This is a genomic window from Mesorhizobium kowhaii, from assembly GCF_042431665.1.
GTDB classification, from domain to species: domain Bacteria; phylum Pseudomonadota; class Alphaproteobacteria; order Rhizobiales; family Rhizobiaceae; genus Mesorhizobium; species Mesorhizobium kowhaii.
In genome coordinates this window covers 56423-69498 of sequence record NZ_JBHLYT010000052.1, presented here as the reverse complement: position 1 = coordinate 69498, position 13076 = coordinate 56423, and the positions used below count along the sequence as shown (strand labels likewise).

At 62.9% G+C, this 13076-nt stretch carries 13 protein-coding genes; 8 read left to right on the top strand and 5 right to left on the bottom strand.

The window, feature by feature from the left end; all coding sequences use genetic code 11:
- The first annotated feature begins 60 nt into the window (after positions 1-60).
- From cysS to ACFFNA_RS26680, 8 genes are all read left to right on the top strand, one after another.
- The gene (gene cysS, locus ACFFNA_RS26715) at positions 61-1494 is read left to right on the top strand and encodes a cysteine--tRNA ligase (protein WP_378922919.1); all 1434 of its coding nucleotides are present in this window, start codon (positions 61-63) and stop codon (positions 1492-1494) included.
- On the top strand, positions 1491-1877 hold the full coding sequence (locus ACFFNA_RS26710) for a VOC family protein (protein ID WP_111549197.1): 387 nt from the start codon (positions 1491-1493) through the stop codon (positions 1875-1877). Before cysS ends, ACFFNA_RS26710 begins: the two co-directional genes overlap by 4 nt.
- Before the next feature lie 6 nt (positions 1878-1883).
- Positions 1884-2375, top strand: coding sequence for a GFA family protein (locus ACFFNA_RS26705; RefSeq protein ID WP_111549198.1), 492 nt, complete (start codon positions 1884-1886; stop codon positions 2373-2375).
- Positions 2372-2848, top strand: coding sequence for a GFA family protein (locus ACFFNA_RS26700; protein ID WP_111549389.1), 477 nt, complete (start codon positions 2372-2374; stop codon positions 2846-2848). Before ACFFNA_RS26705 ends, ACFFNA_RS26700 begins: the two co-directional genes overlap by 4 nt.
- Positions 2845-3801 carry a prolyl aminopeptidase gene (pip, locus tag ACFFNA_RS26695; protein ID WP_378922916.1) on the top strand — a complete coding sequence of 319 codons (957 nt, stop codon included), beginning with the start codon at positions 2845-2847 and terminating at the stop codon, positions 3799-3801. Before ACFFNA_RS26700 ends, pip begins: the two co-directional genes overlap by 4 nt.
- On the top strand, positions 3798-5420 hold the full coding sequence (cimA, locus tag ACFFNA_RS26690; RefSeq protein WP_378922914.1) for a citramalate synthase: 1623 nt from the start codon (positions 3798-3800) through the stop codon (positions 5418-5420). The genes pip and cimA overlap by 4 nt, the downstream gene beginning before the upstream one ends.
- 83 nt (positions 5421-5503) lie before the next feature.
- Complete coding sequence (gene rarD / locus ACFFNA_RS26685) at positions 5504-6421, top strand: EamA family transporter RarD (protein ID WP_378922912.1); 918 nt, start codon at positions 5504-5506, stop codon at positions 6419-6421.
- A gap of 154 nt (positions 6422-6575) precedes the next feature.
- The gene (locus ACFFNA_RS26680; RefSeq protein ID WP_378922910.1) at positions 6576-7277 is read left to right on the top strand and encodes a glutathione S-transferase family protein; all 702 of its coding nucleotides are present in this window, start codon (positions 6576-6578) and stop codon (positions 7275-7277) included.
- A gap of 17 nt (positions 7278-7294) precedes the next feature.
- On the opposite strand, the gene ACFFNA_RS26675 is transcribed toward ACFFNA_RS26680, so the two are convergent.
- The 5 genes from ACFFNA_RS26675 to ACFFNA_RS26655 all read right to left on the bottom strand — a co-directional run bounded on the left by ACFFNA_RS26675 (position 7295) and on the right by ACFFNA_RS26655 (position 12998).
- Positions 7295-8293: a transporter gene (locus ACFFNA_RS26675; RefSeq protein WP_378922908.1), complete on the bottom strand. Its 999-nt coding sequence runs from the start codon at positions 8291-8293 to the stop codon at positions 7295-7297.
- Positions 8294-8463: 170 nt separating this feature from the next.
- Positions 8464-9471, bottom strand: coding sequence for a sulfotransferase family protein (locus ACFFNA_RS26670; protein WP_378922906.1), 1008 nt, complete (start codon positions 9469-9471; stop codon positions 8464-8466).
- A gap of 200 nt (positions 9472-9671) precedes the next feature.
- Entirely contained in the window at positions 9672-11393 is a 1722-nt protein-coding gene (locus ACFFNA_RS26665; RefSeq protein ID WP_378922904.1) for a class I SAM-dependent methyltransferase, read from the bottom strand.
- 51 nt (positions 11394-11444) lie between these two features.
- Positions 11445-12545, bottom strand: coding sequence for a glycosyltransferase (locus ACFFNA_RS26660; RefSeq protein ID WP_378922902.1), 1101 nt, complete (start codon positions 12543-12545; stop codon positions 11445-11447).
- 162 nt (positions 12546-12707) lie between these two features.
- Entirely contained in the window at positions 12708-12998 is a 291-nt protein-coding gene (locus ACFFNA_RS26655) for a hypothetical protein (RefSeq protein ID WP_378922900.1), read from the bottom strand.
- Positions 12999-13076 lie beyond the last annotated feature (78 nt).

Sequence of the window (13076 nt, the reverse complement as noted above, 5' to 3'; positions counted from 1 at the left end):
TGGGAACCGGTTTTCGGACCAGATCATGCTCAAACAAAGTAACGAACCGGGAAGGCACGAATGTCTGACGCATCGCAGGGCCTGCGCCTCTACAACACGCTGACGCGGACGAAAGAGGATTTCGTCGCGATCGATCCGCGCAATGTGCGGATGTATGTCTGCGGCCCGACGGTCTACGACTTTGCCCATATCGGCAATGCCAGGCCGGTGATCGTCTTCGACGTGTTGTTCCGCTTGCTGCGCCATCTCTATGGCGAGACGCACGTCACCTATGTGCGCAACATCACCGACGTCGACGACAAGATCAACGCGCGCGCCTTGCGGGACTTCGGCGGCGAGATCGCATCCGGAACGCTCTCGCTCAACGAGGCGATCCGACGGGTCACCGAAAAGACCGCCGACCAGTTCCACAACGATGTGGCTGTTCTCGGCTGCCTAGAGCCGACGGTCGAGCCGCGTGCCACCGAATTCGTCGAGCCCCGCGCCGATGGCAAGGCCGACATGATCAGCTTGATTCAAAGCCTGATCGCACGCGGCCATGCCTATGTCGCGGCGGGTGAAGTGCTGTTCGACACCGCGTCGATGCCGGACTACGGACAATTGTCGAAGCGCAATCTCGACGAGCAGCAGGCCGGCGCTCGCGTCGCCGTCGACGCGCACAAGAAAAACCCGCAAGATTTCGTCCTGTGGAAACTGTCGTCACCGGAGGAGCCGGGCTGGAACAGCCCGTGGGGCAGGGGCCGGCCGGGGTGGCACATCGAATGCTCGGCGATGTCGGCCGCCTATCTCGGCGAGGTCTTCGACATCCATGGCGGCGGCCTCGACCTGATCTTCCCACACCATGAGAACGAGATCGCCCAGTCGCGTTGCGCTCATGGCACCGACGTGATGGCCAATATCTGGATGCACAACGGCTTCCTGCAGGTCGAAGGCCAGAAGATGTCGAAGAGCCTCGGCAATTTCTATTCGATCAACGAGTTGCTGGAGATGGAGACCTTTGGCGGCCGCAAATGGCCGGGCGAGGTGCTGCGGCTGGCAATGCTGATGACGCATTATCGCGAACCGATCGACTTTTCCGTGCGCAAGCTGGAGGAGGCCGAAAACACGCTGCGCAAATGGAAGCGGGCGGCGGATCTGGCGCCGGCGGCGGGGCAGTTGCCGGTGGAGGTCATCGATGCGTTGTCGGACGATCTCGCCACCTATGCCGCCTTCCAGGTCATGACGCAGTTGGCCGGCGAGGCCGTGGACGGCAACGAAGCCGCTGCTTCGCTGAAGGCGTCGCTGCTGTTCCTCGGCTTCGATGTCGCGTCGGCCGACATTGATAAAGGTGGTGTTGCCAAGGCCATCGCCAATCGCCTCGCGCTCATCGCCGCGAAGAACTGGGCCGAGGCCGACCGCATCCGCGACGAACTGCTGGCACAAGGCGTACAATTGAAGGACGGCAAGGACCCCGTCACCGGGGAGCGTATCACCACCTGGGAGGTAAAAAGATGATCGACCATCTCGGCATAACCGTTGCCGATTTCGATGCTTCGAAGGCTTTCTACGACAAGGCGATGGCGCCGTTGGGCGCCGCGCTGCTGTACATGGTGCCGCTGGAATATACCGGTGGCGCCAAGGTCGGCGGTTACGGCCGCGACCGGCCGGTGTTCTGGCTGAGTTCCGGCAAGGACAAGCCGAAAGACCACCAGCACGTCGCCTTCACCGCGCGCAGCCGCGCCGAGGTCGATGCCTTCCACGCCGCGGCACTTGCCGCCGGCGGCAAGGACAATGGCGGGCCGGGCCTGCGCCCGCACTATCACCCGAACTATTATGGCGCCTTCGTCTTCGATCCCGACGGCAACAATGTCGAGGCCGTCTGCCATGCCCCGGAGTGAACCGCGATGAGCCTCGACAACCGGCCGACCTACACCGGCGGCTGCCAGTGCGGCGCGGTGCGCTTTCGCGTCGAGGGCGCGCTTGGCGACGCTTCGATCTGCCATTGCCGCATGTGCCAGAAGGCGTTCGGCTCGTTCTACGCGCCGCTGGTTTCGGTGCGCGGCGCAAAGCTCGACTGGACGCGTGGCGAGCCGAAATATTTCCGCTCGTCCAACCATGTCGATCGTGGCTTTTGCGCCGATTGCGGCACGCCGTTGACCTTCACCGCGCCGGACGGAGTTGGCCTTGCCATCGGTGCGTTCGACAATCCGGCGGAGATCGTGCCGCTGATCCAGTGGGGCACCGAGGCAAAACTGCCCTACGTTGATACGATCCCGCAATTGCCGGGCGAGGAGACGATGGCCGACATGTCGTCGGCCCCCTATCTGGCCGATCTCGTCTCCTACCAGCATCCAGACCACGACACCGAACAATGGCCGCCAAAGGAAAGATCATGACCGAGACAATACGAACCGGCGGCTGCCAGTGCGGCGCCGTGCGTTTCCGCATTCATGGGGCGCTCGGCCGCCCGTCGATCTGCCATTGCCGCATGTGCCAGAAGCAGTTCGGCTCGTTCTTCGGTGCACTGGTGACGGTGCCCAAGGATGGCGTCGAATGGACCCATGAAGAACCGAGCTATTTCCAGTCGTCGGTCAACATCGATCGTGGCTTCTGCCCCCGCTGCGGCACGCCGCTGACCTACCGGCAGCCCGGCGGGCTTGAGATTGCCATCGGCGCCTTCGACGACCGCTCCGATCTCGCCCCGCAAATCCAGGTCAATTACGCCGCGCGGCTGCCCTGGGTGGAGACGATCTTCGACCAGCCCGTCCACCAGGATCCCGATTTCTACACAAGGCAGGAGCAGATCATCTCCTTCCAGCACCCCGACCACGAAACGACGGACTGGCCGACCAAAGGTTTGCAGCTATGAGCAGTCAATCGCGTACCCTCTATCCCGAGATCGAGGCGTTCGAGTCCGGCATGCTCGATGTCGGCGACGGCCATCAGGTCTACTGGGAGCGTTCCGGCACCAGGGGCGCCAAGCCGGCGGTTTTCCTGCATGGCGGACCGGGCGGCACCATTTCGCCAAAACACCGGCGACTGTTCGACCCAAAGCTTTACGACGTCATCCTGTTCGACCAGCGCGGCTGCGGAAAATCGACGCCCAACGCCTCGCTCGATGCCAATACGACCTGGCATCTGGTTGCCGACATCGAACGGCTGCGCGAGATGGCCGGCTTCGACAAATGGCTGGTGTTCGGCGGCTCCTGGGGCTCGACCTTGGCGCTTGCCTATGCCGAGACCCATCCGGATCGCGTCAGCGAGCTGGTGGTACGCGGCATCTACACGCTGACGCGTGCGGAACTAGAATGGTATTACCAGTTCGGCGTCTCGGAAATGTTCCCGGATAAATGGGAGCGGTTCCTGGCGCCGATCCCGGAGGCCGAGCGCGGCGACATGATGGCCGCCTACCGCAAGCGGCTGGTCGGCACGGACCGCAAGGCGCAGATCGAGGCCGCCCGCGCCTGGAGCCTGTGGGAAGGTGAAACGATCACGCTTTTGCCGGATCCCGAAACCAGCGGACCTTTCGGGCAGGACGACTATGCCATCGCTTTTGCCCGCATCGAGAACCATTATTTCGTCCATGCCGGCTGGCTGGAAGAGGGGCAGTTGCTGCGCGATGCCTGGAAGCTTAGGGATATTCCCGGCACCATCGTCCATGGCCGCTACGACATGCCGTGTCCGGCGCACTATGCCTGGGCGCTGCACAAGGCCTGGCCAAAGGCCGATTTCCATCTGGTCGAGGGTGCCGGTCATGCCTATTCGGAGCCGGGCATCCTGGATCAGCTGATCCGGGCGACGGACAAGTTTGCAGGCAAATGACCATGACCCGCGAGCGCCTCTATCTCTTCGACACCACCTTGCGCGATGGCCAGCAGACGCCGGGCATCGACTTTTCCGTCGAGGACAAGATCGCCATCGCAAAACTGCTCGACGACTTCGGCCTCGACTATGTCGAGGGCGGCTACCCCGGCGCCAACCCGACCGACACCGCGTTCTTCCAGGAGAAGCGCACGGCGCGCGCCAAATTCGTCGCCTTCGGCATGACCAAGCGGGCAGGGGTGTCGGCGTCCAACGATCCCGGCCTTGCAGCCCTTGTGCAATCGAAGTCGGACGCCATCTGCTTCGTCGCCAAGAGCTGGGACTACCATGTCCGTGTCGCGCTCGGCTGCACCAACGAGGAGAACCTCGACGCCATCAAGGCCTCCGTTGAGGCGGCGATCGCCGCCGGCAAGGAGGCATTGGTCGATTGCGAGCACTTCTTCGACGGCTTCAAGGCCAATCCCGACTACGCCCTGGCTTGTGCCAGGACGGCCTTTGATGCCGGCGCGCGGTGGGTTGTGCTGTGCGACACCAATGGCGGCACGCAGCCGTCGGAAGTCCGCGCCATTGTCGAGAAGGTCATCGCCTCCGGTATTCCCGGCGGCAATCTCGGCATTCATGCCCATGACGACACCGGCCAGGCGGTCGCCAATTCGCTGGCCGCGGTCGAGGCCGGTGTGCGCCAGATCCAGGGCACGCTCAACGGCATTGGCGAGCGCTGCGGCAACGCCAATCTGATATCGATCGTGCCGACATTGGCGCTGAAGCCGGCCTTCTCCACCCGCTTCGAAACAGGTATTTCGGCGGAGGCCCTGACCGGAGTCTCCAGGCTGTCACGCGCTTTCGATGAACTCTTGAACCGTGCGCCGGAAGCGCAGGCGCCCTATGTCGGCGCCTCGGCTTTTGCCACCAAGGCCGGCATCCATGCCTCCGCACTGGCCAAGGAGCCGGCGACCTATGAGCATGTGCCCCCAGAAGCGGTTGGCAACCGCCGCCGCGTCATGGTCTCGGACCAGGGCGGCAAGGCCAATTTCCTCGCCGAGCTGAAGCGGCGCGGCATCGATGTGCCGAAGGACGACCACCGGCTCGATGCGCTGATTGCCGTGGTCAAGGAACGCGAGGCCGAGGGCTATGCCTATGAAGGCGCCGACGCCAGCTTCGAACTGCTGGCGCGCAAGATGCTGCACGGCCTGCCTGAATTCTTCAACGTCACCTCGTTCCGCTGCATGGTCGAGCGGCGCTTCGACGCCAACGGCCAGTTGAAGACGGTGTCCGAAGCGATCGTCAAAGTGCTGGTCGACGGCGAGGAGAAGATGTCGGTGGCCGAAGGGCATGGCCCGGTCAACGCACTCGACATCGCGCTGCGCAAGGATCTCGGCAAATTCCAAAGCGAGATCGCCGACATGGAGCTTGCCGACTTCAAGGTGCGTATCCTCAATGGCGGCACCGAGGCGATCACCCGCGTGCTGATCGAATCGCATGACGGCACCGGCGCGCGCTGGTGGACGGTCGGCGTTTCCGAAAACATCATCGACGCCTCGTTCCAGGCGCTGATGGACTCCATCGTCTACAAGCTGATGAAGAACCGCGAAATGGCCGGGCTGGTGGCAGCGGAGTAGGGTTGAACCATCAGCGAAAGTCCATTGATCCATCAGAACTTTGCGATGGTCTTGGCGAGGTGGCTGGGCCATAGCGTTGGCCCATGGCCACTGAAGCAATTACCCTGGACGCCGATTCAAAGGCCCGCCGCGGCTTTCTTTTGGCACTGGGCGCCTATCTGCTGTGGGGATTGCTGCCCTTCTACATGAAGGCGGTCGCCCATCTGCCGCTCGCCGAGGTGATCGCCCACCGTATCGTCTGGTCGGTGCCGATCGCCGCGGCCGTGCTGGTCTGGGCCGGCCGCACGGCGGATTTCAAGGCCGCACTTCGCTCACCCCGTACCATCGCCATGGCCGCGCTGACGGCGGCGCTGATTTCGGTCAACTGGGGCATTTATGTCTGGGCGATCGCCGTAGACCGCACCGTCGAGACCGCGCTTGGCTATTACATCAACCCGCTGGTCAGCGTCGTCGTCGGCGCGCTGCTGCTGGGCGAGCGTCTCGACCGGTTGCAGATCGCGGCAGTGGTGCTGGCGGCGGTCGCCGTTGCGGTGCTGACCATCGAAGGCGGCAAGCTGCCCTGGGTGTCGCTGGCGCTGGCGTTTTCCTTCGCCGCCTACGGCTTCTTCCGCAAGACGCTGCCGATCGGCCCGAGCCAAGGGTTCCTGCTCGAAGTGCTTTTGCTGTCGGTGCCGGCGCTCGGCTACATCGCCTACCTGATCGCGACCGGGCAGGACCACATCGTATCCGGTGGTGGCGCCGATACGGCGTTGCTGATCGGCTGCGGTCCGGTCACATCGGTGCCGCTGCTGCTGTTTGCCTTCGGTGCCAAGCTGCTGCGCCTCTCGACCATCGGCATCATGCAATATATCGCGCCGACCATGGTGTTCCTGATCGCCGTCCTGATCTTCGACGAGCCTTTCGGCACCACCCAGGCCGTCGCCTTTGCTCTCATCTGGGCGGCACTGGCGATTTATTCCTGGTCGATGCTGACAACGGCGCGGCGGGCTTCTGTCCGGTAAGAGGCTGTTTCGAAATTCGCTATGGCGAGTCATATGGTGGTGATTTCGAGAACCGTAGCGCAGCGGACATTTGGTCCGTGAGCAACGGAAGCGCAGAAAACGCCATCAGATGGCCGCCGGAGTAGAATTTCCAAACAGTCCCCAAGGAGTTTCGATGTACCTGCTGCACATCGCCAACAAGAACTATTCCTCATGGTCGCTGCGGCCATGGATCCTGATGCGCGAGCTGAATATTCCGTTCGAGGAGCGGCTGACGCCATTTCCGACCGGACCGAGCTGGGATCTCTACCGGTCGTTCTCACCCAGCGGCCGGGTGCCCTGCTTGATAGACAACAGCCTGATCGACGATGGCTGGGCGGTCTGGGATTCGCTCGCCATCGTCGAATATCTGGCCGAGCGTCACCATGGCGTCTGGCCTGTCGAGGCCAAGGCGCGCGCCTGGGCGCGCTCGGCCGCCGCCGAAATGCATTCGAGCCTCACCGCGCTGCGCGGCGCATGCCCGATGAGTTGCGGCGTGCGGGTCAAACCGTTCCCGATGTCCGATGCGCTGAAGCAGGATCTCTTCCGCCTCGGCGATCTCTGGAATGATGGCCTTGCCCGTTTCGGCGGGCCGTTTCTCGCCGGTGCTCATTTTACCGCCGTCGACGCCTTCTTTGCCCCGGTGGCGTTTCGGGCCCAGTCCTATGGGCTCTCCTTCGAGGGCGCGGCTGCCGCTTATCCGGCACAGCTGCTTGCCTTGCCGGCGATGCGCGAATGGTACGCGGCGGGCCTTGCCGAGACCTGGCGCGAGCCCGACCACGAAGCGGAAACCCATGCCGCCGGCACCATCGTCGAGGACCTTCGCGCCACAGCGTAAGAACCGCGCGGCCGGCGCTACAACCCCCGGCCAAGTCGCCTGACGAACAGATAGGTAGCTGCGGCGATAACCAACGAGACCGCGGTCACCACCCAAAAGCCGACGGGCGTGTTGACCAGCGGCAGCCCGCCGACATTCATGCCGAACAAGCCGGAGATGATGGTCATCGGCAACAGCACCGCCGTCATGACAGAGAGGATATAGAGGAGCTGGTTCGACTGCATGGTCAGCTTGGCCATCAGCTCGTCCTGCAACAGCCTTGTGCGTGCCTGCAACTGCTCGCCGTCATGATAGAGCGTGTGCGCCCGGTGCGAGAGCCTGGCCGCCATGTCGTTGATCGGGTCAGGCAACTCGTCGCGATGCGAATGGTCGAGATGCCGGAACAGATTGGCGAGCGTCGCCATCTGCCGATGGATCACCACCAGTTGCCGGCGCGCCTCGACCAGCGCTTGTCGCTCATTGTGCCATGCATCGCGCACGACGCGGTCCTCGATGCCGTCGAGCGTGTCGCCCAGCTTGCCGAGCTCGCCCAGCATGCCATCGAGCGACTGGCCGGTGACCGCCTCGATCAGTTCCGCCGGCGAGCGGAATTTCCGCGATCCATTCTCCACCGCCTTGCGGACGGCGTCGACCGATTCCAGCGGCTGCTTGCGAGCGCCGATCAGCATCGTGTCGTTGAAGGCGAAGCGGAAATGGACGAGCCCGCGCGCCTCCGAAAAGTCGTGTCTGAGATCCGGCAGATCGCCATAGAGCCAGCCATCCTCGAAGTCGATGTGGCAGCCATGGCTGGGGGCAAGGAAGGCGTCGCGCGCCGGCCCCGGCAAAGACCTTTCGGCGCCGATCTCCTGGCGGGCGTGCAGGTCGGTGATCTGATAGCTGCGCCAGGTCCAGCGCGCTTGTGCCGGGTCCTTGGTGCGCAGGCCCTCAGTGGTGAAATGGTAGATGAAGAACAGCCCGTGCTCGTCGGGCAGGTAAGGCGACAGGTCGGTGCCTTCCGGGGCGAGAGCGATATCCATGGACGCGGTGCCAGATGCAGGTTTCGAGAGCGGCACCGCGTGGCGGCTGCCTGATCGCGATTTTTAACACGGGCGAACCCAATTTCGTGTGACGGTTTCTTGACAGCCGATCACAGTCTGTGGATCACGGTCGATCATTGGCGTCGCACTGGCCGCGTTCGATCTTGCCGTTATCTTCGGCGCACGAACGGGCCTCGCACCCATCGCAACGGCGCGGTCAGCCTCCAGCTGCTTGACGCGAGAAGCGCGTTGCGTTCCGCGCGAAGGGCGTCTCGGTCGCGGACGAGCGCGTCGCGTTCGAGGCTGAGGTCGTGAACGGTACGAACGGCCGTATCGCGCTCGAGTCCAAGCTCATGATGGGCGCGAACGGCTGCATCGTGCTCGAGCCTGAGGTCGTGGAGGGCACGGGCGACCGTGTCGCGCTCGAGTCCGACCTCGTGATGGGCACGGGCGACCGCATCGCGCTCGAGTCCGACGTCATGAAGGGCGCGAACGACCGCGTCGTGCTCGAGCCTGAGGTGGTGCTGGGCGCGAATGACTGCCCCGTACTCCAAATTCCGTGCTCCAAGCTCCCCGCGTAGCTGTTCAGTCTCGGCGGCGACCATCATACCCAACACATCGCAGCTTTCGTCGAACCCCATCCGCACCCGATCCAGTTCAGCGCGCAATTCAGGGCTTTCGCCATCGACCGCCATGGCACGGAAAATGTCATAGGTTTTCCGGACCAGCGGTGTGACATCCGGATGGTTCCGCATGTCTTCGATCGAGGCCCTTTCATGATGCAGGTCCGCGGTCAGGAACTGTTCGATCTCGACATCGGACTGGCTGGAACGAGCCGGCCAGACGACACCGGTTGCTTCGGCCGCACGGTCCATATGGCGTCGCCAGTCGATGAGGAAATCTTCGTGGCGCAGGAAATATCGTGGCATGCCTCGCGAATGATACTCCGCATCGAGCACGTGCCTCAGCCACAGCATAAGTGATCTTGGCAGCGGCAGACCATCGCGCCGCTTCAGCGACAACGCGACCTCGAGAGGATTGCGGACCGGCAGAAATGCGACCGCATCGACCGCCATCTCGGCCAGGATCGACGACAAGAGCGGGACAAATCGACAAATCCGCGGGTCCTTGACAAAAAACAAGGGCTCGTCGCCGAATTCATTGTCGAGGATCGCCATGATTTTGTGGCGATGTCGCTCGGCTGCCGGCGATTGCATCCATCGCGGGTCGAGCGGCCGCCAGTCACTCCAGGAGGAATTCGCCGATGTCAGCAGGTCATTATTGGCGAGATAGAGGCGGGCGCTTTCCCAGAATCCCCTGGGATTGTGGGAATTTGCGGACAGCGGATTTTTCGGACCGGCCGCTCCAAGTGCGTTGATCACGCCGCCAAGCGCGGAGGTGCCGCTGCGGTGCATACCCAGGACAAGATTGCCTTTCTCCGGGGTGGCTTTGGCAGGTCACGCTTCGGCACCGTCGGTTGCGGGTGTTCCTGCAGCGGCAGTCGGGCCACAAGCCATTCGGAAATTCCCGCCGGAAGGTCCAGCGTTCCGTTCAATATCGGATTTGCGTCAGCCGATCCGGCGCTGAACAGTTCATGATAGTGGATGTGGACCAAGCGCGCCGGGTCAGGCACCGCCAGCGCAGCCACGCAATTGAGAGGAAAATTGTGCGTGTCCGGCAAAAGTCGCACGGAGTGGTTTCCGGCGACTGCCGCCAGCGACAAGGCGGCCTGGCTTGTGCCCCAATAGGCTGGGGTCTCTCCGTGCGGAACTCCGGTCCCGGTGCTGATGGTTGGCCCGTCGGTCCACGGTTTCACATCCGCGGCCACCAATTGCCTGAAAATGTCTTCGGTACGCTGGAAAAGGCCGCATGCCCTCTTTGCTACAAAGAGCCCGCCATCGTAGCTCGCTCGCACCGCCTGACCATCGACCGTTGTCTGCACGATGGGGAGATGCTCATAGTCGACGCCGACAAGGGTGCACAACTGTCTCCAGTAACTGTCGAATGGGTCGCCAGGCCCGGTCGTGCACATGCCCTTGATGTCCACCGGACGCGCGGCGGCCGCACTTGCGCCCAACGAAAAATCGGGCTCGGCGACAAATATCGTATCGCTGTCGAACTGGATGATGACTGGCGGTCCCGGCCGACGTTCGACGTGAGCGAGCGCATGAATGCGATAGGACGTGCCGTATTGCGGGTCGTAACTCTCGATCTCGATCGGCAGATATTCGACGTCCAACTGCTCGAGTTTGTGCAGCGTCGACAAGGATGGGCGACGGCTGCTCCTTGGCGACACGACCGTTATCGGGCACCGCGAATAGGCGCCGGCGAAACACCGTATGCTCTCGCACAGCAACAGGGCTTGTGCTTCGAGAATGCCCGCTTCGGCAATCAGGACAAATTCGACGCTGTTTTCAGCGATGTCGAGCGCCTGGCCGGCCTCCCGCGGCAGTGCCGGCGCGGGCTCCCGTGAAGGTTCGATTTTTGAGGCCTCGATTTTTTGGACAATGATTTGCAGGCCCCGGTACAACTCGCGGTATTGGCCGGCATGCACCGACAGGAACGTATCGATTCCAAGTTTCGGGCGATCGACTTCGTCCGGGAAGAACGTCCACTCATAATCGTCGAAAATGATGATCCCGCCGTCCCGGACCATCTGCCAGGAAAACACGGCATCGGCCTGGACATCGGCGCTGTGATGGCTGCCATCGATGAAGACGACGTCGAAACTGCGCTCCTCGGCGACAAGGCGAGCCAACGCTTGCGACGAACGGCTTTTGATCTTTTCGACCCGTCCGCCGAATTCAGCGATATTGAGGTCGAAACGTTGTTCCACATGGGCAAGCTGGTCGGCCCATCTGGCACGAAGCGCGTGTTCGGGACTTCCACTGAACGTATCGATGCATGTCAGTTGGCACTTGCTCAGATACTGTAGAAAGAAAATCGCGGACCGGCCCTCCCAGGAACCGATTTCCAGGACCTTGAGGGGCTCGTCACGGCGCGCTGCGAGCAGCGCCGCCCAGACGGAGAAGAATGGCGACGTCCAGTCGGTGGAAAGGTACTTGCCTTCAAACCACGTAGAAAAATCAGGGTCCATCATGCTCTCTCGTTACGGACCGGCAGGGACGGCAGATCTCGCGCCAAAAACACCCTAGTTCGCCCAACGCCGGCTCAGCCATTTTCCTGCCGCCCGCAACCGGGAACTGGCGCCGACTGCCAGCCGCCTCATCGCCGCGCTGGTCGCGGCGCGCCGGTCGAGCGGCCAGCTCAGGGCGCAGACCTCCAGCACCTCTCGCAGCCGCACCGGTGGGCTGGCGAGCATGCGCGCGACTGTACTGTGCGCCAGCCGTTGGGCGTCGTCCGCATCCTCGGCGCGCGCAAAGGGTTGCGATGCCGCAAGAAAGACGCGCAGCACGCCAAGCAGTTTGCGGTAGGCGGCGACGCGCCGCTCAGTGGCGATCTCATGCCCGCGCAGGAAGCGCGACAGGTCCTGGGCGAAGGCGTCGTCGTAGAGGTCGTAGGTCAGGCCGATACGGGTCCACAGTGCCTCACGGATCGGATGTGTCCGGTTGCGCCAGTTTTTTGAGTTTGCCATCGACAGTCCGAGCATATTCATCCGATAGCGCGTCAGCGGCTCGGCAAGGTTTCGCATGCGGCACAGGGGCAGCATCTGGAACCAGAGATAGTGGTCTTGCGAGACCAGTTCCTCGATCCTGTAATGTCCGGCCGCCTCGAAGCAGTCGCGGCGATACGCGACCGCTGAATGGTAGAATGGATTGTAGAACAGGATGGTCCACCGGATCTCGAGATCCGTTTGCGGCATTGCCTGTACATAGTGGACCTGATCGGCTTCGTCGATCAGCGTCACGGAGCTTCCGACCAGGCCCAGCTGCGGATCGTCGGCCAGTGCCGCTACGAGGCGCCCGACATGCGTCGGCTCGGCGATATCATCCGCGTCCAGGCGAAGAATGATGTCGGCGCGAGCGGCTTCGATGCCGCGGTTGGCGGCGGCGGCAGTGCCTAGATTGGTGGGATTGACGACAATCCGGATGCGCGGGTCGCGTTGCGCCAGCGCCTGGAAGACCGCGTCCTCGCCCGTTCCATCATCGACGACGACAAGTTCGAGATCGCCAAATTCCTGCGCGAGTATGCTGTCGACCGCCGCATCGAGGAAGCGCCGGTCGGTGTAGACGGTCATAACGACTGATGCGCGTGGAACGCGATCTGTTCCCGCCTCGGGTCTGTTCTCCAAAATTTGTCCCTCTGCCGATATTCTCCGATAGCCAACTAGCCAGCGGGCCGCAAACGGAAATCGTTACAGGACGAGTTTGCACGACGTATCAGCGAAAGCTCTGGAGGTAGAAAGGAGACGGAGGCGGCAAGCCTTGCCGACCGCCGCGCCTCTTGCGCCCTGTCAGCGCTTCGGGCCGAAGCCGGGGTAGGGGTTGAGCGGCACGATGGCGGCGATGTCCATCATACCAGCCTTGACCAGCGGCAAGGTGGCGAGATGACCGCGCACGTCGGCGTCGCTGCCGGCCTCGAACATCATGCCGCTGCCCGGGATGTCGCCACGGTTCCATACCTGGCGCACCGCGCCTCCGGCATAGAGCGTGCGCCTCTGCTCGGCCTCGCCGGGCAGCAACGGCGCGAAATCGGCATCGGTGAACTTTTCGGTGTTGCGGGTGAGAAGGGCAAAGAACTGCATGGCGGTCTCCTTTGGTTGGGATGACCCAACTATCGCCGCGGCTAGCCAGACTGTCCAAGACAGAATAAGCTAAAGTTG

Excerpts from the sequence above, each read along its gene's own strand:
- cysS (WP_378922919.1), top strand. The coding sequence starts at position 61 with ATGTCTGACGCATCGCAGGGCCTGCGCCTCTACAACACGCTGACGCGG.
- rarD (WP_378922912.1), top strand. The coding sequence starts at position 5,504 with ATGGCCACTGAAGCAATTACCCTGGACGCCGATTCAAAGGCCCGCCGC.
- pip (WP_378922916.1), top strand. The coding sequence starts at position 2,845 with ATGAGCAGTCAATCGCGTACCCTCTATCCCGAGATCGAGGCGTTCGAG.
- ACFFNA_RS26705 (WP_111549198.1), top strand. The coding sequence starts at position 1,884 with ATGAGCCTCGACAACCGGCCGACCTACACCGGCGGCTGCCAGTGCGGC.
- cimA (WP_378922914.1), top strand. The coding sequence starts at position 3,798 with ATGACCATGACCCGCGAGCGCCTCTATCTCTTCGACACCACCTTGCGC.
- ACFFNA_RS26670 (WP_378922906.1), bottom strand. The coding sequence starts at position 9,471 with ATGGCGATCCTCGACAATGAATTCGGCGACGAGCCCTTGTTTTTTGTC.
- ACFFNA_RS26655 (WP_378922900.1), bottom strand. The coding sequence starts at position 12,998 with ATGCAGTTCTTTGCCCTTCTCACCCGCAACACCGAAAAGTTCACCGAT.
- ACFFNA_RS26665 (WP_378922904.1), bottom strand. The coding sequence starts at position 11,393 with ATGATGGACCCTGATTTTTCTACGTGGTTTGAAGGCAAGTACCTTTCC.
- ACFFNA_RS26700 (WP_111549389.1), top strand. The coding sequence starts at position 2,372 with ATGACCGAGACAATACGAACCGGCGGCTGCCAGTGCGGCGCCGTGCGT.
- ACFFNA_RS26680 (WP_378922910.1), top strand. The coding sequence starts at position 6,576 with ATGTACCTGCTGCACATCGCCAACAAGAACTATTCCTCATGGTCGCTG.
- ACFFNA_RS26675 (WP_378922908.1), bottom strand. The coding sequence starts at position 8,293 with ATGGATATCGCTCTCGCCCCGGAAGGCACCGACCTGTCGCCTTACCTG.
- ACFFNA_RS26710 (WP_111549197.1), top strand. The coding sequence starts at position 1,491 with ATGATCGACCATCTCGGCATAACCGTTGCCGATTTCGATGCTTCGAAG.